The organism is Saccharothrix tamanrassetensis, assembly GCF_014203665.1.
Classification (GTDB): domain Bacteria; phylum Actinomycetota; class Actinomycetes; order Mycobacteriales; family Pseudonocardiaceae; genus Actinosynnema; species Actinosynnema tamanrassetense.
Genome location: NZ_JACHJN010000004.1, coordinates 143,857 through 164,411, shown reverse-complemented (window position 1 = coordinate 164,411; position 20,555 = coordinate 143,857). Strand labels below are relative to the sequence as shown.

The window sequence follows — 20,555 nt, the reverse complement described above, 5'->3', positions numbered from 1 at the left end:
GTGGTATTGGCGGCCCGCCCGGTAGGCTGTACAAGGCTGCGCGCGATTCCTGTCCGGCGCCTGCCCATCCTCGACAGACAGCTCTAGGAGTTCCGCGTGCCCACGGCCACCGCGTCGATCAAGGAAACGCTGGTCCGCAACGACCTGCGCAACGTGGCGATCGTCGCGCACGTTGACCACGGCAAGACCACTCTGGTCGACGCCATGCTCCGCCAGTCCGGCGCCTTCTCCGAACGCGCCGAACTCGTCGACCGGGTCATGGACTCCGGCGAGCTGGAGCGCGAGAAGGGGATCACGATCCTCGCCAAGAACACCGCGGTGCGCCGGCGGACGGCGGACGGCGTGGTCACCATCAACGTGGTGGACACCCCCGGCCACGCCGACTTCGGCGGCGAGGTCGAGCGCGGCCTGTCCATGGTCGACGGCGTGGTGCTGCTGGTGGACGCCTCCGAGGGCCCGCTCCCGCAGACCCGGTTCGTGCTGCGCAAGACGCTGGCCGCGGGCCTGCCGGTGATCCTGGTGGTGAACAAGGTCGACCGCCCCGACGCCCGGATCTCCGAGGTCGTCGACGAGGCCCACGACCTGCTGCTGGATCTGGCCACCGAGGTCGGCGCGGACGACTCCGTGCTGGACCTGCCGGTGGTCTACGCCTCGGCGCGGGCCGGCCGGGCGTCGCTCAACCAGCCCGCCGACGGCGGCCTGCCGGACGAGGAGAACCTCGACACGCTGTTCGAGGTGCTGTTCACGCACATCCCCGCGCCGACCGGTGACGCCGACGCCCCGCTGCGCGCGCTGGTGACCAACCTGGACGCGTCCTCGTTCCTGGGCCGGATCGCGCTGTGCCGCATCGAGGCCGGCCGCATCCGCAAGGGCGAGACGGTGGCGTGGTGCCGCGAGGACGGCTCGGTGCAGAAGGTGCGCATCACCGAGCTGCTGATCACCGAGGCGCTGGAGCGCGTCCCGGCCGAGGAGGCGCGGGCGGGCGACCTGGTCGCCATCGCCGGCATCCCGGAGATCACCATCGGTGACACGCTGGCCGACGTGGACAACCCGGAGCCACTGCCCCGGATCACCGTGGACGAGCCCGCCATCTCGATGACCATCGGCGTGAACACCTCGCCGCTGGCCGGTCGCGGCGGCGGCACCAAGCTGACCGCGCGGCTGCTCAAGGCCCGGCTGGACTCGGAGCTGGTCGGCAACGTGTCGGTGCGGGTGCTGCCCACCGAGCGGCCGGACACCTGGGAGGTGCAGGGCCGCGGTGAGCTGGCGCTGGCCATCCTGGTCGAGCAGATGAAGCGGGAGGGCTTCGAGCTGACCGTCGGCAAGCCGCAGGTGGTCACCAAGACCGTGGACGGCAAGCTGCACGAGCCGTTCGAGCGGCTGACCATCGACGCGCCCGAGGAGCACCTGGGCGCGATCACCCAGCTGCTGGCCAACCGCAAGGGCCGGATGGAGAACATGTCCGGCCACGGCAGCGGCCGGATCAAGCTGGACTACGTGGTGCCGTCGCGCGGCCTGATCGGCTTCCGCACCGAGTTCCTCACCGAGACCCGCGGCACGGGCATCGCCAACGCGGTCTCCGAGGGCTACGCCCCGTGGGCCGGCGAGATCCGGACCAGGCACAACGGCTCGCTGGTGGCCGACCGGTCGGGTTCCATCACCGCGTACGCGATGATCCAGCTGGCCGACCGGGGCACGTTCTTCGTGGAGCCGGGCGCGGACGCGTACGAGGGCATGGTCGTGGGCGAGAACCCGCGCGCCGAGGACCTGGACGTGAACGTCTGCCGCGAGAAGAAGCTGACGAACATGCGCACCTCCACCGCCGACGTGATGGAGACGCTGGCCCGGCCGCGCAAGCTGTCGCTGGAGGAGGCGCTGGAGTTCTGCGCCGCCGACGAGTGCGTGGAGGTCGCGCCCGAGGTCGTCCGGGTCCGGAAGGTCATCCTGGACGCCAACCAGCGCGGTCGCGAGCGCAACCGGCTCAAGCTCCGCGGCTGATCACAGCGCTGCTCACCGCCCCGAACGCGCCCCCCGGCATCCTCGCCGGGGGGCGCGTTCGCGTCACGCCCGCAGCGCACCCCATTAATAAGGTGCGACCGGCTCCCGCGAGGACGCGCCGGCGTGCCGACTCGCCGGTGACCGAGCCCACGCCGATGCAGGAGGGGCAGGTCCGACACGCACGACTTCTTCTGGCACGCTCGTGTGCATGACTCGGTCTGGGGGGAACCGCATGCGCGCGGCCGTTGTCGCAGTGGCCGCGCTGTTCGCGCTGTCGGCGTGCTCGGTGACGCCGCCGCCCCCGCTGGTGCCGTCCACGCCGGGCATGACCATCGTGCCGAAGGAGAAGCTGAACGAGGTCGTCGTCGGGGTGGACGACGTGAAGGGCAGCTACAACCCGCACACCCTGGCCGGGCAGTCGACGGTCACCACGGCGCTCTCGTCGCTGCTGCTGCCCAGCACCTTCCGGCCGAACACCGACGGCAGCCCGCGCATCGACCTGGACCTGCTGGTCGGCGCCGAGGTCACCAAAGCCGAGCCGTACACCGTCACGTACACGATCCGGCGGGACGCCTCCTGGTCGGACAGCGCGCCGATCGCCGCCGAGGACTTCGTCTACCTGTGGGAGCGGATGCGCGCGGAGCCGGGCGTGGTCGACCCGGCCGGCTACCGGCTGATCGACGACATCGCCTCCCGCGAGGGCGGCAAGGTGGTGGAGGTCGTCTTCGGCACCCCCTACCCCGGCTGGCGCAGCCTGTTCGCCAACCTGCTGCCCGCCCACCTGCTCAAGGACGCGCCGGGCGGGTGGGCCGCCGCGCTGACCGACAGCTTCCCGGCCACCGCCGGCCCGTTCGCGGTCCGCACGCTCGACCAGCCGCGCGGCGAGATCATCCTGGAGCGCAACGACCGGTTCTGGGAGCGGCCGACCGCGCTCGACCGGGTGGTGCTGCGCCGGGCGAGCCAGCACGACACCGTCGAGGCGCTCAAGACGGTCGACGACCAGGCCGCGCTCATCCGGGCGGACGCGATCGCGTTGAAAGACATCGAGGAGCTGGCCCGGACAACGTCCCTGACAACGTCGGTCGTGCCGCGGCCGGAGGTCGTGCAGGTCCTGGCCCGGCCGGCCGCGCCGCAGATGGCCGACGTCCGGGTCCGGCAGGCGGTGCTGAACGCGCTCGACCGGGACGAGCTGATCGCCATCGGCAGCCACAACGGCCCGAGCGCGCAGCTCAAGGCGGACTCCCAGGTGGTGCCGCCGACCAAGGCCGGCTACCTGCCGACCTACCAGCCGAACCCGACGCCGCCCGGCCGGCTGCTCGCCGAGGCCGGCTACACCCAGCAGAACGGGCAGTGGGTGCGGGACGGCAAACAACTCGTGCTCACCATCGCCGCACCGGCCGGTGTCGAGCCGTATGTGACCATCGCGAGCCAGGTTCAACGTCAGTTGTCATTGTCCGGAATCGCTGGACGCGTCCTTACAACGCCGCCCAATCAGTTGTTCGGACGTGATCTCGCCGGCACCGCGACAACGAGCGCCGAGGTGGTCGACATTGCGGTGGTGCCGCGCGTGGACACCGGTGATTCGGCCGCCACGCTCGCTTCCACATTCGGTTGCCGCACCTCGTCGGGGGATGGCGGTACGCCCATTCCGGCGAATCTGTCGGGTTTCTGCGACCAGTCCGTGCAGACCTCGATCGAGGACGCGCTGACCGGCCGGGTGCTGCTGTCCGACGCCCTCGCGCGGATCGAGCCGGTGCTCTGGCAGCAGGCCGTCGCGCTGCCGTTGTTCCAGGTAGCAGACCTGCTGGTGGCCCTGCCGCAGGCTCAGAACGTGACCGCCGGGGCCCCGTTCGCCGGGCCGCTGAGCGGTGCCGCCACCTGGCGGCGGGAAGGCCGTTGACCGTTAACTGGTCTGATTGAGTGAAGTTCACCCTGGTTCGAGGTGCGTTCCCGGGGCAATATTGACAGTATTCCCGTCGTCCGGTTAACGAACGCTCCCACGCGGTAACGACGGAGTAGCTTGCTGCTACCAGCGTGTCACCCTTTGGTCACGATCGGCCTTGGGGGAGTGACCCTGCTTGCGGCGACTTCTTATCGTGCTGCAACGGTGTGTCGGTTCGGGGCGCGTTTGGCACATCACGGTTATGGGTGGAGTTCGGCGCAAACGCCCGGCTCCAACCCAGTGCTAGGAGGGCACGTGTCGATGAGGAGATCAAAGGCTGTCTCGGCGCTCGCGCTGCTGACCGGCGCCGCACTCGTGCTGAGTGCGTGCGGTGGCGGCGGAGCCGGTGAAGGCGACCAAGGTGGCCAGCAGAACGCCGACCCCGGCAAGATCGGCGGCCAGGACGAGCTGTTCAAGCGTCCCAAGGTGGACGACATCGGTGAGATCGCGGTCGCGGTCGAAGAGGGCTTCCACAACTACAACAACAACATCGGCGCGACGAACAACTTCTCCAGCACCATCGCGCTGTCCAACGTGCAGCCCTCGCCGTACATCACGGACCTGTCGTCCGACGGCAAGGTCATCATCAAGATCGATGGCGACCTGATGGAGTCGATCAAGGTCACGTCGAGCGACCCGCAGACGATCGAGTGGAAGGTCAACAAGGCCGCGGTCTGGTCGGACGGCAAGCCGATCGACTGCGACGACTTCCACCTCAAGTGGCTGGCCGGCAGCAGCAAGGCCACCATCAAGGGCGAGGACGGCTCCGAGGCCTCCATCTTCGACACGTCGCCCACGGGTTACGAGGACGTCGAGAAGCTCGAGTGCTCGAACGACGACAAGACCATCACCACCACCTTCTTCAAGGACAAGCCGTTCGCGGACTACCGCTCGCTGTTCTCGATGGTCGGTAGCGACGGCCTGCTGCCGGCGCACATCCTGGAGGAGAAGTCCGGCGTCACCGACATCACCAAGGTGACCCCGGCGCAGAACGACGACACGGTCAAGAAGGTCGCCGACTTCTACACCAAGGGCTGGCTGGGCTTCGACGCCTCCGTCGCCCTGTCCGGCGGCCCGTACCTGATCGAGTCCACAGACCTGAAGGACCAGACGGTCCTCGTCCGCAACCCGAAGTGGTGGGGCGAGAAGCCCGCCGCGTCGAAGGTCATCCTCAAGACCAACACGGACGCCCAGTCGGCGGCCCAGCAGCTGCAGAACAAGGAAGTCGTCGTGATCGCGCCGCAGGCCGACCCGGCGGTCGCCCAGCAGCTGCGCGGCGACAGCTCGTTCAAGGTCTTCGCGGCCGGTGGCCAGACCTTCGAGCACGTCGACTTCAACATGAGCCGCCCCTTGTTCAAGGACAACAAGGAGCTGCGCCTGGCGATCGCCCAGTGCTTCGACCGCGAGGACCTGGTCGAGAAGCTGGTCAAGGACGTCGACCCGAACGCCAAGCCGCTCGGCTCGCTGGTGTTCATGCCGAACGAGGTCGGCTACGAGGACCACTACAGCGACGTCGGCAAGGGTGACGTGGCCGCGGCCAAGAAGACCCTCGAGGACGCCGGCTGGAAGCAGGGCGCCGACGGCATCTACACCAAGGGCGAGTTCCGGGCGTCCTTCAAGCTGGGCCACAAGATCGTCCAGCGCCGTGCCGACACCGTCCGCATCCTCCAGGACAAGTGCCGCCAGGCCGGTATCGAGATCGTCGACGACCAGGCCGCCGACTTCAACGACAAGCGCCTCCCGACGTCCGAGTTCGACGCGGCGCTGTTCGCGTGGGTCGGCCAGCCCGTCAAGGCCGGTGCGTTCGGCAACTACGCCCAGAAGGAAAAGGGCGGCACGGGCAACTACAACCTCTACGACTCGGCCGTGGTGACCGAGAAGTGGAAGGCCGCCAACGGCCTGCTCGACTTCCAGAAGCGCATCCAGGCGATGAACGACGTCGACAAGCAGATGCGTGACGACATGCACAGCGTGCCGCTGTTCCAGCTGTCCGACTTCGCCGCCTCCACGGCGGACATCTCGCCGATCTCCTACATCGGTGTCGGCGGTGGCGTGACGTGGAACCTGTACGCCTGGCAGATCAAGAAGTAAGTCGAGCTGCCACCAGCTCGCGACGCTAACTGATTCATCCGACCGGGGGGCCGGTGCCACAAGCACCGGCCCCCCGGCCGGCGTCCGCGTCAGGTAGGCTGGCCCGCTTGCGGCGGGGGCGCCTAGGGAGACTAGAGACCTGTCATGTTCCGTTACATACTCCGGCGGTTGTTGATCTCGATTCCGCTGTTGATCGTCGCTTCATTCCTCTGCTTCGGACTCGTCAACGCCATGGGCGATCCCCTGGGCGAGTGGAAGCTCCAGAAGCCCCGGACACAGGCGGAGATCACCGCCGCCTACGATCGCACCGGCTACAACAAGCCGTTCTTCGAGCGTTATGTCACCTGGGCGGGCGACTTCGTGACCGGCGACTGGGGCGAGTCCGTCGTCCCGGGCAACGCGGGCAAGCCCGTGAAGGAGAACGTGCTCGACGCCTTCAGCGTGACGCTCCGGCTGATCCTGGGCGCCGAGATCATCGCCCTGATACTCGGCATCGCGGTCGGTGTCATCGGTGCGGTGAGACAATACTCGATCTTCGACTACACAGCGACCGGAATATCCTTCGCGATGTTCTCGATGCCGCTGTTCTGCGTCGCGCTCGTGCTCAAGGCCGGTGGTATCCAGTTGAACAACTGGCTGGAATCGCTCGGCGCGGACCGCTGGATCATCACCGCCGGACCACCCGGTGACGGTTTCAAGGGCAGCATCGGCGAACAGATCTTCCAGTACTCCGGCGCGTACGTGCTGCCGACCATCTGTCTCGTGGTCATCCAGTTCGCGCTCTACAGCCGCTTCCAGCGCGCGTCCATGCTGGAGACGCTCAACGCCGACTACGTGCGCACCGCACAGGCGAAGGGCATCTCGCAGGGCCGCGCCATCTTCAAGCACGCGTTCCGCAATGCGCTCATCCCCATCATCACGGTGTCCTCGCTCAACATCGGCGCCAACTTCGGTGGCGCGGTGATCACCGAAACCGTCTTCGGCTGGTCGGGCATGGGCAAGTTCCTCATCGAGGCGATCACGAGGATCGAGCCCTACGAGGTGCTCGGCTTCATGATGGTGACGGCCGTGTTCATCATCGTGTTCAACCTGATCGCGGACGTGCTGTACGCGGTCCTGGACCCGAGGATCCGCCTTGACTGAGATCGGTTCCCCCGTGGCCGCGCCCGCCGCGCCGACCACCGGCGGCGAGGTCAGCCAGTTCGACAACACCGCGGCCAAGAAGCAGTGGCAGGTCATCCTCAAGCGGTTCACCAGGCACAAGGCGGCGCTGGTCGGCCTGGTGATGTTCGTGCTGCTGGCGCTGTTCGCGTTCTTCGGCGGGCTGCTCTGGAAGCACCCCTACACCGAGACCGACCGCCGGTACCTCCCGCCCAGCGGCGACCACCCGTTCGGGACCGACCGCCTCGGCTTCGACATGGTCGCGCAGATCATCCGCGGTATGCAGTTCTCGCTCCAGATCGCGATCTTCGTCGCGGTGCTGTCCACGGTCATCGGCGTGGTGCTCGGCGCGCTCGCCGGCTACATGCGCGGTTGGGTCGACGCCCTCATCAGCCGGTTCATCGACCTGATCCTGGTGATCCCCGGCCTGGTCATCGCGGCCGTGCTGGTGCGCAACAGCTTCGTGGCGTCGGTGGCGGGCGGCGGTGGCAGCAACTGGCTGATCGTGGCCCTCTACCTGGGCCTGATCATGTGGCTGTCGATCGCCCGCGTCATCCGCGGCATGGTGCTCTCGCTGCGCGAGAAGGAGTTCGTGGAGGCCGCCCGCGCGCTGGGCGCGTCGACCTTCCGGATCGTGTTCCGGCACATCCTGCCCAACACCGTGGACGTGATCATTGTCAACGCCACGCTGGCCATCGCGCAGGCGGTGCTGCTGGAGGCCGCGCTGTCGTTCATCGGCCTCGGCGTGCAGAGCCCGGACACCTCGCTGGGCCTGATGATCAGCCTGAACAAGAACGAGCTGACGTTGCACCCGTGGCTGTTCTTCACCCCGTTCCTGTTCATCGTGCTGATCTCGCTGTCGGTCAACTTCATCGGTGACGGTCTCCGGGACGCCTTCGACCCGCGTCAGAAGAGGGTGAAGGCATGAGCGAGTTCGACGTTACCGCCGCCGGAGGTGGCAATCAGATCATGGCCGAACCGGAGTTCTCCTTCGACGACGCGGCAGGCGACAAGCTGCTCAAGGTCGAGAACCTGTCGGTGGACTTCCCGACCGACGACGGCGTCGTGCACGCCGTGCGGGACGTGTCGTTCACCCTCGGCGCGGGCGAGGTGCTGGGCGTCGTCGGCGAGTCGGGCTCCGGCAAGTCGGTCTCGTCGATGGCGATCATGGGCCTGCTGCCCAAGACCGCGAACATCGGCGGCTCGATCAAGTTCAAGGGCCGCGAGCTGGTGGGCCTGGACTACAAGCAGATGCAGCCGGTGCGCGGCAACGGGGTCGCGATGATCTTCCAGGACCCCATGACGTCGCTGAACCCCGTCTACACGGTGGGCTGGCAGCTGGCCGAGGCCTACCAGGCGCACCACAACGTGTCGAAGAAGGCCGCGTGGGCCAAGGCGGTCGAGTCGCTGGAGCTGGTGGGCATCCCCCAGCCGGACCGGCGCGCCTCGCAGTACCCGCACGAGTTCTCCGGCGGCATGCGGCAGCGCGCGATGATCGCCATGGCGATCATCAACGACCCGGACGTGATCATCGCCGACGAGCCGACCACGGCCCTCGACGTGACCGTGCAGGCGCAGATCCTGGACACGCTGCTGCGCATCCGGGACGAGACGAGCGCGGGCATCATGATCATCACCCACGACCTCGGCGTGGTGGCGGGCATGGTGGACCGCGTCCAGGTCATGTACGGCGGCACGGTCGTCGAGCAGGGCACCGTGGACGAGGTCTTCGAAGCGCAGCGGATGCCGTACACGGTCGGCCTGCTCGGGTCCATCCCGAACCCGCAGCTGCTGGGCAAGCGGCTGACCCCGATCAAGGGTGCGCCGCCCTCGCTGATGAACCTGCCGCAGGGCTGCTCGTTCACCCCGCGGTGCCCGCTGGCGATCGAGGAGTGCCGGGAGACCGAGCCGGCCCTGCTGGAGACCGACCGGCCCGGCCACTTCGCGCGCTGCCACCGGTCCGCGTACCTGGCCACCCTCGAACACCCGCAGCGGCTGTTCGCGCACGAGGAGATCGGCGTGGTGGAGAACCCCGCGTCGCTCACGATGGCCAACCCGGACATCCCCGTCGCCGAGGACCTCGGCACCGTGGAGGCGCGGCTGCACGAAGAGGAGAGCTCGACCTCATGACCACAACTGACGCGAACCCGCAGGCCGGTGGCGCCTCCCAGGCCGGGAACTCCCCGCTGCTGGAGGTCAAGGACCTGGTCAAGTCCTTCCCGGTGCGCGGCGGCGGGATCATCCCGCGCACCGTCGGGCAGGTGCAGGCGGTGTCCGGCGTGTCGTTCAACCTCCAGGCCGGCGAGACGCTGGGCCTGGTGGGCGAGTCCGGCTGCGGCAAGTCCACCACCGGGCGCGCCATCCTCCAGCTGCACAAGCCGACGTCCGGCTCGGTCAAGTTCCAGGGCCGCGAGCTGACCACGCTGCGCGGCAAGGGGTTGCGCGACGTGCGGCGGAACATGCAGATCGTGTTCCAGGACCCGTACGCGTCGCTGAACCCGCGCTGGCAGATCAACGAGCTGATCTCGGAGCCGTTCAAGATCCACGGCATCGAGCAGGGCGGCGACATCCAGCACCGGGTGAACGAGCTGATGGAACTCGTCGGCCTCAACCCGGAGCACCGCAACCGGTACGCCCACGAGTTCTCCGGCGGCCAGCGGCAGCGCATCGGCATCGCCCGCGCGCTGGCGCTGAACCCGAAGCTGGTCGTGCTGGACGAACCGGTGTCCGCGCTGGACGTGTCGGTGCAGGCCGGCGTGGTGAACCTGCTGGAGGAGCTCCAGGAGCGGCTGGGCCTGGCGTACCTGTTCGTGGCGCACGACCTGTCGGTCGTCCGGCACATCTCGGACCGGGTCGCCGTGATGTACCTCGGCAAGATCATCGAGCTCGGTGACCGCGAGGAGATCTACGCCCGGCCGATGCACCCGTACACGCAGGCCCTGCTGTCGGCGGTGCCGGTGCCGAACCCGAGGCTGGAGCGGCAGCGCCAGCGGATCGTGCTCACCGGTGACGTGCCGTCGCCGGTGAACCCGCCCTCGGGCTGCCGGTTCCGCACCCGCTGCTGGAAGGCACAGGACATCTGCGCCGTGGAGGAGCCCAGGTTGGAGCGCCGCGGCGACGGCGAGGGCACGCTGTCCGCGTGCCACTTCGCCGAGGTGAAGCCGCTGCTGCCGGTGTGACGGTCGTGTCGGGGTCACCTTTGCGGTGGCCCCGACAGCCGTTGTCGGACCAGGTCTCTACGCTGATCCGGTGACGCTGACTGCTCCACCACGGTTGTTGCTGGTACACGCACACCCTGACGACGAGAGCCTGTGGACGGGCGGCACCATCGCCCGCTACGCGGCGAGCGGCGTGCACGTCACCGTGGTCACCTGCACCCTCGGCGAGGAGGGCGAGATCATCCCGCCCGCACTGCGCGAACTGGCCGCCGGCGCCGCCGACCAGCTCGGCGGCTACCGGGTCGCGGAGCTCAGGTCCGCGTGCGCCGCGCTGAGCGTGACCGACCACCGCTTCCTGGGCGGCATCGGCCGCTGGCGCGACTCCGGGATGGCCGGCGTCGAGGCGAACGACCACCCGCGCGCGTTCGTCCGGGGGTCGGCGGACGAGCAGGCGGCCGAGCTGGCGTCGATCATCTCCTCGGTGAAGCCCCAGGTCGTGGTCACCTACGACGAGTTCGGCGGGTACGGCCACCCGGACCACATCCGGGCGCACGAGATCACCATGGCGGCGGCCGGCGAGGTCGACCGGGTGTTCTACGCGGTGACCTCGCGGTCGGCGACCGAGGCCGGCGTCGCGGCGCTGGCCGCCCACGAGGACCTGCCGTGGCGGCTGCCGGCGCCGGGCGAGCTGCCCGTCACCGACGACGAGGCCATCACCACCACCATCGACGTGTCCGAGCACCTGGTGGCCAAGGTGCGGGCCTTGCGCGCACACTCGACCCAGGTCAGCGTGTGGCAGGACGGCGTGGCGTACGCGCTGTCCAACGGCATCGCGCAGCCCGTCGTGCCGTCCGAGTACTACGTGTTGGTGCGCGGCTCGGCCGACGGGGCGCGGACGGACCTGTTCGGAGGGCTCGATTGAGGGAGCGGTTGGCGATCGGGGCGCTGATGGCCCAGGCGTTCGTGCTCGCGGTGCTGGAGCTGTTCTTCCTGCCGCTGCGCCTGGACGGCACCCTGCTGCCCCGGATCGACGACTACCAGTTCCCGGTCACCGCACTGGTGGCGATCATCACCACACCGCTGCTGGTGCTCGCGGCCTCGTGGTACGCCCGGCGCGCCCTGGTCGCCGCCGCGCCGCTGCTGGTGTGGCTCGGCACCTTGCTGTTCTTCGGGTTGTTCGGGCCCGGCGGGGACGTGATGCTGGTGAACGACTGGCGGTCGTTGCTGCTGTTCGCCGGCGGTGCGCTGCCCAGTGCCGTGGCGGTCGGGGCGTTCATGGGGAGGCAGGCCCGTGCCGGCGATCACTGATCGGGACGTGGTTCGTGCGCTGCGGCCGTTCGTGCGCGCGACCGGTCCGCTGCTGGACACGTTGCGGGAGGCCAACCTGCTCGGCCTGCGGGACCGGGCGGTGGAGGACGGCGCGAACCGCGCCCTGGTGGACAAGCTCTGGGACCGGCTGGCGAAGGTGAAGGTGCCGGGTACCGCCGGCTGGGCGGCGATGGGCGTGGCGCAGCGGGACGAGTGGTGGCTCAACCGGGTGGGGCGGCTGGTGTCGCTGATCGCGGCGCTGCCCGGGGTGGGTGGGGCGCTGGCCGACCGGCTGCCCATCCAGTCCGCGCTGGGGACCGCCGGGCAGGGCGTGCTGCTGTCCGCGATGGCGGGGGAGCACGGGTTCACCACCACCGAGGACCGGGTGCGGCTGCTGGCGTTCGTGCTGTTCCAGCGGGAGGTGGACGGGCGGGCGGCGGACGCCTCGACGGAGGAGCGGGCGCGCGAGGACCGGGCCACCGAGGAGCTGACCTCGGAGCTGGAGGGGCGGTCCACGATCCGGGCGATCGGGCGGACCGTGTGGAAGCTCGCGAAGGTGCTGTGGGCTCTGGAGGGCGAGCTGGACAAGCGACCGCAGGGGCGGTTCTACCACCAGGCGCTGGGGATGTTGCCCCTGGTGGGCGTGGTGGGGGACTACTTCGGGGAACGCTCCGCCCTGCGCCGGGTCCGCAAGGCCGCCTACCAGTGGTTCGGCCGCGAGCAGTCCGGGCGGCCCGAACTCCGGTGACGTAGCCGCTCCACCGTTGGCCGGCCGAGCGTGTGCGGCACTCGGCGGATCGCGCGGTTCGGCCCGGGATTCCGGCAGCCGGTGATTCGCCCGCGCTCCGGCCGCTACTGCTCCGGCCGCTACTGCTCCGGGGTCAGGCTGCGGGCTTCCAGTACCGGTAGCGGTGGTGCTCGGTGCAGCCCAAGGACGCGTACAGCCGCAGCGCGGGCTCGTTGTGCGACGCCACCTGGAGTGCGCACCGCGTCGCCCCGTGCTCCAAGCCCCACGACGCCAACGCACCCATCAGCGCCCGCGCCAGCCCCGCGCGCCGCGCCTCCGGCCGCACCGCCAGCCGCGAGACGTGCAGAAGATCACCCACCACCGCACCCCGCACCGCCGCGACCACGGCGCCGCCGTCCACCACCGACCCGAACCCGACCACGTCCCCACTGCCCAGTACATGCCGTTGGGCGGGCGTGGGGTTGTCCTGGGCGGCGAGTTCCCACCATCCGGACGTCGGGACCGCCGAAACGCCCACTTCCCCGGCCTTCGGGGTGGCGAAGGCATCCAGCGGACCGGTCAGCACCAGCGACTCCGCACCACCCGGGTGGTCGACGTCGACCCGCCAGCCGGCCGCCGCCACGCCTTCCTCCGAGAGCGAACCCACCACCACGTGCGCGGCGGGCCCGATCGAGTGGCGGACCGCGAAATCCGCCACGACCCGCAACGCCTCGGGCACCGGCAGGCCGGGATCTCCCGTGGTCAGGGCGCTGTTCGCGCGCCCGGTGAAGCCGCCCGCCGCCCGCAGCCGCCACTGGCCGAGCGGCTCGTCCACCAGCGCCGGCCAGGCGTCCGCGCAGCGCCGTTCCAACTCGACCACCCGATCCACCCCCGCATCGTCCCCCGCCCTGGTAAACGGTGTCTTGTGAGGTGCAGCACGGTGCCGATAAGGCAAGCCTGATCGTTGGACAATCGGATCCGCCGCGTACTCTCCGGCTTGCGCGGTGTGGACCAGAACAAGAGCAGGAGAGCGCAGTGACCTATGTGATCGCCCAGCCGTGCGTGGACGTGCTCGACAAGGCGTGCATCGAAGAGTGCCCCGTCGACTGCATCTACGAAGGCGACCGGATGCTCTACATCCACCCGGATGAGTGCGTCGACTGTGGTGCTTGCGAGCCGGTGTGCCCCGTTGAGGCCATCTACTACGAGGACGACGTCCCGGACGAGTGGAAGGAGTACACGAAGGCGAACGTGGACTTCTTCGACGAACTCGGCTCCCCGGGCGGCGCCTCCAAGGTGGGCAAGGTCAGCGCGGACCCCGGCTTCATCAAGGCTCTCCCCCCGCAGGCGTCGCCCGAGTGACGAAGCGGCTCCCGGACTTCCCCTGGGACTCCCTGGCCGACCACGCCGCCAAGGCGCGCACGCACCCCGGTGGCGTGGTCGACCTGTCCGTCGGCACGCCGGTGGACAGCGTCCCCGAACTCGTCCAGCACGCCCTCTCGACCGTGGCCGACCAGCCCGGCTACCCGACCACGCACGGGTTCCCGGAGCTGCGGGAGGCCGTCGCGGGCGCGCTGGGCCGCCGGCACGGCGTGACCGGCGTCGACCCGCGGTCGGTGCTGCCGACCATCGGGTCCAAGGAACTGGTGGCCTGGCTGCCGTCGCTGCTCGGCCTCGGGCCGGGCGACGTGGTGGCGATCCCCGCCCTGGCCTACCCGACGTACGAGGTGGGCGCGCGGCTCGCCGGCGCGTCCGTGGTCCGGCTGGCCGACGGCGAGCCGCCACCCGAGGGCACCCGGCTGGTGTGGCTGAACTCGCCGTCCAACCCGACGGGTCGGGTGCAGGACGCGGTGGCGCTGGCGCAGGCGGTGGCGGACGCCCGTGCGGTGGGCGCGACGATCGCCTCGGACGAGTGCTACCTGGCGCTGCCGTGGGACGCCTCACCGGTCTCCGTGCTGCGGGACGAGGTCAACGGCGGTGTGCGGGACGGGCTGCTGGCGGTGCACTCGCTGTCCAAGTCGTCCAGCCTCGCCGGCTACCGGGCGGGGTTCGTCACCGGGGACCCGGAGCTGGTCGCGGAGCTGCTCGAAGTCCGCAAGCACGCCGGGATGATCGTGCCCCGGCCGGTGCAGGCGGCGATGACGGCGGCGCTGAACGACGACGGGCACGTGGCCGTGCAGCGCGACCGGTACCGGCGGCGGCGGGAGGTGCTGCTGCCCGCGTTGAAGGCGGCGGGCTTCTCGGTCGACCACTCGGAGGCCGGGCTGTACCTGTGGTCCACGCGGGACGAGCAGGCCTGGGACACCGTGGGCTGGCTCGCGGAACGCGGCATCCTGGCTGCTCCGGGCACCTTCTACGGGCCGACCGGTGACCGGCACGTGCGCATCGCGCTGACCGCCACCGACGAGCGGGTGGCCGCCGCCGCGGAACGGCTCGCCGGCTGAGTGCGGGTCGTCCGACGGGCGCAGGGTGACGAAGAGCTGCTCGACGCGGCGGTTTCGCGGTGCGCCGGAGTGGACCACCGGGTGTTCCTCGCCGCTCCCACCAGGCCGGCCTTCGTGGCGGTGGGCGCCGGCGAGGCGGTGGGCGGTCGGCCGGCGCCGCACGGCGACGCCGGGTTCCGGTGGCGGTCGGGGACGCCCGACGAGCGTCCCCGACCGGCCTGATCAGTCGTTCGAGTGCAGTGCCGCGTTCAGCTCGACGCCGGTGCCCTTGCGGGGCTTGACCTTCACCGCCCCGGTGGTCGAGTCGCGGATGAACAGCAGGTTCGGCACGCCGGAGAGCGCGGAGCCCTTGACCACCGTGCCGTCGTCGGCGGTGATCTTGGTGCCGGCGGTGATGTAGAGGCCCGCCTCCACCACGCAGTCGTCGCCGAGCGAGATGCCGACGCCGCCGTTCGCGCCGATCAGGCAGCGCTCGCCGATGGAGATGACCTCCTTGCCGCCGCCGGACAGCGTGCCCATCACCGACGCGCCGCCGCCGATGTCCGAGCCGTCACCGACCAGCACACCCGCGGAGATGCGGCCTTCGACCATGGACGCGCCGAGCGTGCCGGCGTTGAAGTTGACGAAGCCCTCGTGCATCACGGTCGTGCCGGACGACAGGTGCGCGCCCAGCCGGACGCGGTCGGCGTCGGCGATGCGCACGCCGGTCGGGACCACGTAGTCGACCATGCGCGGGAACTTGTCGACGCCGTACACGGTCACCGGGCCGCGCGCGCGGAGCTTGACGCGGGTCTCCTCGAAGTCCTCCACCGCGCACGGGCCGTAGTTGGTCCACACGACGTTGCTCAGCAGGCCGAAGATGCCGTCCAGGCTCTGGCCGTGCGGCTTGACCAGGCGGCACGACAGCAGGTGCAGGCGCAGGTAGACGTCGTAGGTGTCGGCGGGCGCGTCGGTCAGCGCGCCGATGCCCACCCGCACGCCGACGACCTCCACGTCGCGGTCGGCGTCGAAGCCGAGCTGCTTGGCGGCGGCCTCGCCGAGTTCGGCGGCGACCTCGGCGGCGGACAGCCGGACGGTGCCCGCTTCGGTCGCGCCGAGCTTCGGCGACGGGAACCAGGTGTCCAGCACAGCGCCGGATGAGGTGACGGTGGCGAGTCCGACGCCGTACGCGCCGGTGGGGTCTGCGGTGCTCACGGGTGCCAACGGTAACGTGCCGGGGGTGGCCGACACCTTGCACCTCGCTGCCGATCCCGTCGAGCTGACCGCCGCGCTGGTGGACGTCCCCAGCGTCTCCGGCGACGAAGCGGACATCGCGGACCTGGTGGAACGCTCGCTGCGGGAGCAGACGTCGCTGGAGGTGGTGCGATCCGGCAACGCCGTGCTGGCGCGGACCACCCTGGGGCTGCCCCGGCGGGTGATCCTCGCGGGCCACCTGGACACGGTGCCGGTGAACGACAACCTGCCGTCCCGGCTGGAGGACGGCGTCCTGCACGGCCTCGGCACGTGCGACATGAAGGGCGGCGTCGCGGTGATGCTCAACCTCGCCGCGACCACCGACGACCCCCGCTACGACCTGACCTTCGTGTTCTACGACTGCGAAGAGGTCGAAGCCGTGCGCAACGGCCTGGGCCGCATCGAGCGCGAGCTCCGGCAGTGGCTGGACGCGGACCTCGCGATCGTCTGCGAGCCGTCGAACGCCGCGGTCGAGGCCGGCTGCCAGGGCACCATGCGGATCGAGCTGCGGACCTCCGGCACCCGCGCCCACACCGCGCGCGGGTGGATGGGCGTGAACGCGATCCACGCCGTCGGCGAGGCGCTGGGCAGGCTGGAGGCCTACCAGGCCCGCACGGTCGACATCGACGGCTGCGTCTACCGGGAAGGCCTGCAGGCGGTGAAGATCGCGGGCGGGGTCGCGGGCAACGTCGTGCCGGACGAGTGCGTGCTGACCGTGAACCACCGGTTCGCCCCGGACCGGACACCGGAGCAGGCCGAACAGCACCTGCGCGAGGTGTTCGAGGGCTTCGACTTCACCGTGACCGACCGCTCCGCGGGCGCGTTGCCCGGCCTGCACACCGAGGCCGCGCAGGAGCTGGTCCGGGCCGCCGGCGGCACGCCCGTGGCCAAGCTCGGCTGGACCGACGTGGCGCGGTTCGCGGCGCTCGGGATGCCCGCGGTGAACTTCGGCCCCGGTGACCCGACGCTCGCCCACACCCGGCAGGAGAACGTTCCGGTGAACCAGATCCAACAGTGCCGGGAAGTGTTGCGTCGCTTCCTCAATCACGGCTGACCACGGAGATAGACTCGCGCCAATGAGTGACCAGAACGGCGTCGACGAGCACCCCAGGGAGAAGCAGCGCGGACCGGTCGTCCTGCGCCGCCGACGCCGGGAGGAGTTGACCACCACAGATCAGCGGCTGCTGGACTCGCGTGGCCCGACGGACTGGGTGCACACCGACCCGTGGCGGGTGCTGCGGATCCAGGCCGAGTTCGTGGAGGGCTTCGGCGCGCTGGCCGAGGTGCCCAGCGCGGTGACCGTGTTCGGCTCCGCGCGCACCGGCCGCGACCACCCCGAGTACGAGGCGGGCCGCAAGCTCGGCGGCGCGCTGGCCGAGGCCGGGTTCGCGGTGATCACCGGCGGCGGTCCGGGCGTGATGGAGGCGGTGAACCGGGGCTGTTCGGAGGCGGGCGGGTTCTCCGTCGGGCTGGGCATCGAGCTGCCGTTCGAGCAGGGCCTGAACCCGTGGGTCGACCTGGGCGTGAACTTCCGCTACTTCTTCGTCCGCAAGACCATGTTCATCAAGTACTCGCAGGCGTTCATCTGCCTGCCCGGCGGGTTCGGCACGCTGGACGAGCTGTTCGAGGCGCTGACCCTGGTGCAGACCAAGAAGGTCACCAAGTTCCCGGTGGTGCTGTTCGGCAAGGACTACTGGCAGGGCCTCTACGACTGGGTGAAGAGCTCGGTGCTGGAGAGCGGCAAGGTCGGCGCCAAGGACCTGGCGCTGCTGCACCTGACCGACGACATCGACGACGCCGTGCGGGTGGTCAACGAGGCGCACCAGGCGTGGGCGGACGCGCATTGACCACCGTCACCGTCTACTGCGGATCGCGGCAGACCGTCCCGGAGTCGTACCTGGCGCTGGCCGCCGAGGTGGGTGCGGAGATCGCGCGTCGGGGCTGGTCGTTGGCGTGGGGCGGCGGCCGGACGTCCATGATGGGCGCGCTGGCGACGGCGGCACGGGAGGGCGGCGCGCACACCACCGGCGTCATCCCGCGCGCGCTGGTGGACGTGGAGTGGGCGGACCGGGGCTCGGACGAACTGCTGGTGGTCGACTCCATGCGGGACCGCAAGGCGTTGATGGAGGCGCACGGGGACGCGTTCCTGGCGTTGCCGGGCGGCATCGGCACCTGCGAGGAGCTGTTCGAGGTGTGGACGTCGCGGGTGCTGGCGCTGCACGGCAAGCCCGTGGTGCTGCTGGACGTGGACGGCCACTACCGGGGGTTGTTGGAGTGGCTGGCCGAGTTGCACAGCCGGGGGTTCGTGTCGAGGTTCGCGTTGGACTCGCTGGTGGTGACGGACGACGTGCGGGCGGCGTTGGACGCCTGCGCGGTCTGATCCGGGTGGCTGATCCCAGGTGGCCGATTCCGGGTGGCTGAGGGCTGGTCCGGGTTGACCCGGGGTTCGCCGAGCCCTGCCCGTGGCACGGGGAGGGCTCGGCGGCGAGGTCAGCCCAGCTGGTAGTCCAGGGTGATCAGCTCGTGCTCCAGCTTGACGGTGCCGGTGATGCCGGCCAGTTCGCCGCTGCCGGAGTCCGGGATGATCTTGCCGTAGTTCTCGGCGGTGGTGCCCGAGATGACGCCGGCGTGCTGGAACACGAACGCGCCGGTGCGTCCCTCCAGCGTGCCCTGGAACTTCTCGATGGCCACGTAGCCGGCCGACTCCTCGGTCGGCTGGCAGGTGACCAGCTCGGCCGTGCTGGTGCCCTCGAACGCCCCGGTGTAGGTCTTGTCGACCTGGACGCGACCGAGCTTGGGCTCGGTCTCGTCCGCGATCTTCTCGTCCCAGCGGGTGATGGTGAACGGCGACTGCAATTCCATGCCGCGATCCTGTCAGGAATCCCGGCGGGCTGCGGTCAGCTTCGCGGGACCTGCAGCCAGGAGTCCGCGCCGAACGTGACGCCGGTCCCGATCCGGCTCGTCCCGCCGTAGCGCAGGTCGACGGTGTCCACGACCAGCACCAGGCGGTTGCCGGCGGCCACGTTCCACACCGTCGGCTCCAGGTCCAGGTCGAGCGTGCGGGTGCCCGCGCCGGCCAGCGTCACCGGCTTGTGCGTCACCAGAGCGCCCAGCCCGAGTGCGTTGACCTCGTACAGGTACGCGAACAGCGTGGTCTTGGCGGCCGTGGTGGTGACGTTCAGGTGCACTCGGGGCGTGCCGCCGACGGTCGTGCCGCTCCACTCGACCGGACCGCGCCACACGGACGCCGCACCCCGGTCGACCAGGGGAGTGGAGACACCGGTGGGGATGTTCAGGAAGCCCTGGAGAGCGCCGCTGACCATGACCGTGCCGCTTTCCGCGATGGTCGGCCGACCTGCGCTGATGCGGTCCTCGGTGAGCGCGGTGGTGGAGGTCTTCGTGGTGACGGCCTGCCACGACGGGTAGCCGCGCCAAGCGCCCCCGTTGTTCGGCTTGAGCTGCACCGGGGCTTCCCGGTCGATGCCGTTGTCGACGCCGCGCAGGTGGTGGTCGAACCAGCGGCCGGCGGCGTCCCAGACTTCGTTGGGCAGACCGGCCGCACCGAACAGCTCGGCGGTGGTGTGGTCGCCGGGGGAGAGCATCAGGCGCTTGGGGCCGGTGAGCTGCTGGAAGAAGTCGGTGACCTGACCGGGCGGGAAGAGACCGTCGTTCCAGGCGTTGCCGATCAGCACGGCGGCCTCGATGGAGTCCACCTTGGACGCGGGCGAGCGGGGCGGCGAGATGGGCAGCACGTCGGCGAACCGGTTCTCCCGGTACGCGGCCTCGGCCTCCCGCAGGACCGGGCCGGGGCGCCCGGTGAGGTGGCCCGCCGCGAGCAGCAGCTCCACGCCCTGCGAGCTGACGGTCTCGTTCGGGTAGAGCGAGCGGGCCAGGTCGGTCCACGTGCTCAGCGCCGTCACGGCCTTGATGCGCGGGTCGGCCGCGGCGGCGAGCAGGGACTGCCCCGCGCCGTAGGAGATCCCGCCGACGCCGACCCTGGTGGCGTCACCGCCCGCGTTCGCGATGCCCCAGTCGATCACCCGGCTCACGTCGGCCACGGTGTCCGGCCCGGCGACGTCGATCTCGCCCGCGGAGTCGTAGAAGCCCCGGCTGGTGTAGCTGATCACGGTGTAGCCGGACCGGTAGGCCAGTCTGGCGGCGGCGCCGACGTACTCGATGTTGTTGACGCCCCAGCTGGACGGCAGCACGACCAGCGGGAACGGGCCGCTGCCGCGACCGGTGGGCTCGATGACGAACGCCTTGAGCGGCGTGCCGCCCTGGCCGGGGATGGTCTGGTAGCTGACCGCGAAGCCGGGCGCGGCCTGGGCGGGTGGGGCCGGCACCAGACCGGTGATGGCGATGAGCAGCAGGGTGAGTGTCCGGCGCACGCAGTCCTCCTTGACCGTGACCCCGGGACCTCACCTCGGCCTTGATCTTGGTCGGGGCTTTGGTCGTGACGCGGATCACGTGCGGTGTTGCCGGGGAGTAAATCA

20 protein-coding genes are annotated in these 20,555 nt (G+C 70.2%); 16 read left to right on the top strand and 4 right to left on the bottom strand.

Features of this window, described 5'->3' with window-relative positions:
* Positions 1 to 96: 96 nt before the first annotated feature.
* The 10 genes from typA to FHS29_RS13765 all read left to right on the top strand — a co-directional run bounded on the left by typA (position 97) and on the right by FHS29_RS13765 (position 12,406).
* Complete coding sequence (gene typA / locus FHS29_RS13810) at positions 97 to 1,998, top strand: translational GTPase TypA (protein WP_184691031.1); 1,902 nt, start codon at positions 97 to 99, stop codon at positions 1,996 to 1,998.
* A gap of 232 nt (positions 1,999 to 2,230) precedes the next feature.
* Positions 2,231 to 3,898: an ABC transporter family substrate-binding protein gene (locus FHS29_RS13805; RefSeq protein ID WP_246440297.1), complete on the top strand. Its 1,668-nt coding sequence runs from the start codon at positions 2,231 to 2,233 to the stop codon at positions 3,896 to 3,898.
* A 303-nt stretch (positions 3,899 to 4,201) separates the two neighbouring features.
* Positions 4,202 to 6,031: an ABC transporter family substrate-binding protein gene (locus FHS29_RS13800; protein WP_184691029.1), complete on the top strand. Its 1,830-nt coding sequence runs from the start codon at positions 4,202 to 4,204 to the stop codon at positions 6,029 to 6,031.
* A 144-nt stretch (positions 6,032 to 6,175) separates the two neighbouring features.
* On the top strand, positions 6,176 to 7,174 hold the full coding sequence (locus FHS29_RS13795; protein WP_184691028.1) for an ABC transporter permease: 999 nt from the start codon (positions 6,176 to 6,178) through the stop codon (positions 7,172 to 7,174).
* Entirely contained in the window at positions 7,167 to 8,120 is a 954-nt protein-coding gene (locus tag FHS29_RS13790; protein WP_184691027.1) for an ABC transporter permease, read from the top strand. The genes FHS29_RS13795 and FHS29_RS13790 overlap by 8 nt, the downstream gene beginning before the upstream one ends.
* A gap of 41 nt (positions 8,121 to 8,161) precedes the next feature.
* Positions 8,162 to 9,322, top strand: a complete 1,161-nt coding sequence (locus FHS29_RS13785; protein ID WP_184691514.1) for an ABC transporter ATP-binding protein — start codon at positions 8,162 to 8,164, stop codon at positions 9,320 to 9,322.
* Complete coding sequence (locus FHS29_RS13780; RefSeq protein ID WP_184691026.1) at positions 9,319 to 10,371, top strand: ABC transporter ATP-binding protein; 1,053 nt, start codon at positions 9,319 to 9,321, stop codon at positions 10,369 to 10,371. The genes FHS29_RS13785 and FHS29_RS13780 overlap by 4 nt, the downstream gene beginning before the upstream one ends.
* Positions 10,372 to 10,441: 70 nt before the next feature.
* Positions 10,442 to 11,272: an N-acetyl-1-D-myo-inositol-2-amino-2-deoxy-alpha-D-glucopyranoside deacetylase gene (gene mshB / locus FHS29_RS13775; RefSeq protein ID WP_184691025.1), complete on the top strand. Its 831-nt coding sequence runs from the start codon at positions 10,442 to 10,444 to the stop codon at positions 11,270 to 11,272.
* Positions 11,269 to 11,658 carry a hypothetical protein gene (locus FHS29_RS13770; RefSeq protein WP_246440296.1) on the top strand — a complete coding sequence of 130 codons (390 nt, stop codon included), beginning with the start codon at positions 11,269 to 11,271 and terminating at the stop codon, positions 11,656 to 11,658. Before mshB ends, FHS29_RS13770 begins: the two co-directional genes overlap by 4 nt.
* Positions 11,642 to 12,406 (top strand): hypothetical protein, encoded by a 765-nt coding sequence (locus FHS29_RS13765; protein WP_184691024.1) that lies wholly within the window; start codon positions 11,642 to 11,644, stop codon positions 12,404 to 12,406. Before FHS29_RS13770 ends, FHS29_RS13765 begins: the two co-directional genes overlap by 17 nt.
* Positions 12,407 to 12,539: 133 nt before the next feature.
* Here the strand turns inward: FHS29_RS13765 and FHS29_RS13760 are convergent, their stop codons facing one another.
* Positions 12,540 to 13,274, bottom strand: a complete 735-nt coding sequence (locus tag FHS29_RS13760; protein ID WP_184691023.1) for a GNAT family N-acetyltransferase — start codon at positions 13,272 to 13,274, stop codon at positions 12,540 to 12,542.
* A gap of 146 nt (positions 13,275 to 13,420) precedes the next feature.
* On the opposite strand from FHS29_RS13760, the gene fdxA reads away from it, so the two are divergent.
* Genes fdxA through FHS29_RS13745 form a run of 3 tightly spaced genes read left to right on the top strand, consistent with a single transcriptional unit; the run spans position 13,421 to position 15,051 of the window.
* The gene (gene fdxA, locus FHS29_RS13755) at positions 13,421 to 13,747 is read left to right on the top strand and encodes a ferredoxin (protein WP_184691022.1); all 327 of its coding nucleotides are present in this window, start codon (positions 13,421 to 13,423) and stop codon (positions 13,745 to 13,747) included.
* Positions 13,744 to 14,829 carry a succinyldiaminopimelate transaminase gene (gene dapC / locus FHS29_RS13750; RefSeq protein WP_184691021.1) on the top strand — a complete coding sequence of 362 codons (1,086 nt, stop codon included), beginning with the start codon at positions 13,744 to 13,746 and terminating at the stop codon, positions 14,827 to 14,829. The genes fdxA and dapC overlap by 4 nt, the downstream gene beginning before the upstream one ends.
* The gene (locus tag FHS29_RS13745) at positions 14,830 to 15,051 is read left to right on the top strand and encodes a hypothetical protein (RefSeq protein WP_184691020.1); all 222 of its coding nucleotides are present in this window, start codon (positions 14,830 to 14,832) and stop codon (positions 15,049 to 15,051) included.
* Here the strand turns inward: FHS29_RS13745 and dapD are convergent, their stop codons facing one another.
* Entirely contained in the window at positions 15,052 to 16,023 is a 972-nt protein-coding gene (gene dapD / locus FHS29_RS13740; protein ID WP_312864907.1) for a 2,3,4,5-tetrahydropyridine-2,6-dicarboxylate N-succinyltransferase, read from the bottom strand.
* A 25-nt stretch (positions 16,024 to 16,048) separates the two neighbouring features.
* Between dapD and dapE the strand changes: the two genes are divergently transcribed.
* Genes dapE through FHS29_RS13725 form a run of 3 tightly spaced genes read left to right on the top strand, consistent with a single transcriptional unit; the run spans position 16,049 to position 18,442 of the window.
* On the top strand, positions 16,049 to 17,116 hold the full coding sequence (gene dapE, locus FHS29_RS13735) for a succinyl-diaminopimelate desuccinylase (RefSeq protein ID WP_184691018.1): 1,068 nt from the start codon (positions 16,049 to 16,051) through the stop codon (positions 17,114 to 17,116).
* A gap of 22 nt (positions 17,117 to 17,138) precedes the next feature.
* Positions 17,139 to 17,909 carry an LOG family protein gene (locus FHS29_RS13730; protein ID WP_184691017.1) on the top strand — a complete coding sequence of 257 codons (771 nt, stop codon included), beginning with the start codon at positions 17,139 to 17,141 and terminating at the stop codon, positions 17,907 to 17,909.
* Positions 17,906 to 18,442 carry an LOG family protein gene (locus FHS29_RS13725; protein WP_221455974.1) on the top strand — a complete coding sequence of 179 codons (537 nt, stop codon included), beginning with the start codon at positions 17,906 to 17,908 and terminating at the stop codon, positions 18,440 to 18,442. Before FHS29_RS13730 ends, FHS29_RS13725 begins: the two co-directional genes overlap by 4 nt.
* A gap of 110 nt (positions 18,443 to 18,552) precedes the next feature.
* Here FHS29_RS13725 and FHS29_RS13720 read toward each other — a convergent pair whose 3' ends face one another.
* Positions 18,553 to 18,924: a DUF3224 domain-containing protein gene (locus FHS29_RS13720; RefSeq protein WP_184691015.1), complete on the bottom strand. Its 372-nt coding sequence runs from the start codon at positions 18,922 to 18,924 to the stop codon at positions 18,553 to 18,555.
* A gap of 35 nt (positions 18,925 to 18,959) precedes the next feature.
* Positions 18,960 to 20,450, bottom strand: a complete 1,491-nt coding sequence (locus tag FHS29_RS13715; RefSeq protein WP_184691014.1) for a CocE/NonD family hydrolase — start codon at positions 20,448 to 20,450, stop codon at positions 18,960 to 18,962.
* Positions 20,451 to 20,555: the final 105 nt, after the last annotated feature.

Bases quoted from the DNA above. Each gene is read 5' to 3' on its own strand.
- FHS29_RS13785 (WP_184691514.1), top strand. From the start codon at position 8,162: ATGGCCGAACCGGAGTTCTCCTTCGACGACGCGGCAGGCGACAAGCTG.
- FHS29_RS13720 (WP_184691015.1), bottom strand. From the start codon at position 18,924: ATGGAATTGCAGTCGCCGTTCACCATCACCCGCTGGGACGAGAAGATC.
- FHS29_RS13805 (WP_246440297.1), top strand. From the start codon at position 2,231: ATGCGCGCGGCCGTTGTCGCAGTGGCCGCGCTGTTCGCGCTGTCGGCG.
- FHS29_RS13730 (WP_184691017.1), top strand. From the start codon at position 17,139: ATGAGTGACCAGAACGGCGTCGACGAGCACCCCAGGGAGAAGCAGCGC.
- FHS29_RS13800 (WP_184691029.1), top strand. From the start codon at position 4,202: ATGAGGAGATCAAAGGCTGTCTCGGCGCTCGCGCTGCTGACCGGCGCC.
- FHS29_RS13795 (WP_184691028.1), top strand. From the start codon at position 6,176: ATGTTCCGTTACATACTCCGGCGGTTGTTGATCTCGATTCCGCTGTTG.
- FHS29_RS13780 (WP_184691026.1), top strand. From the start codon at position 9,319: ATGACCACAACTGACGCGAACCCGCAGGCCGGTGGCGCCTCCCAGGCC.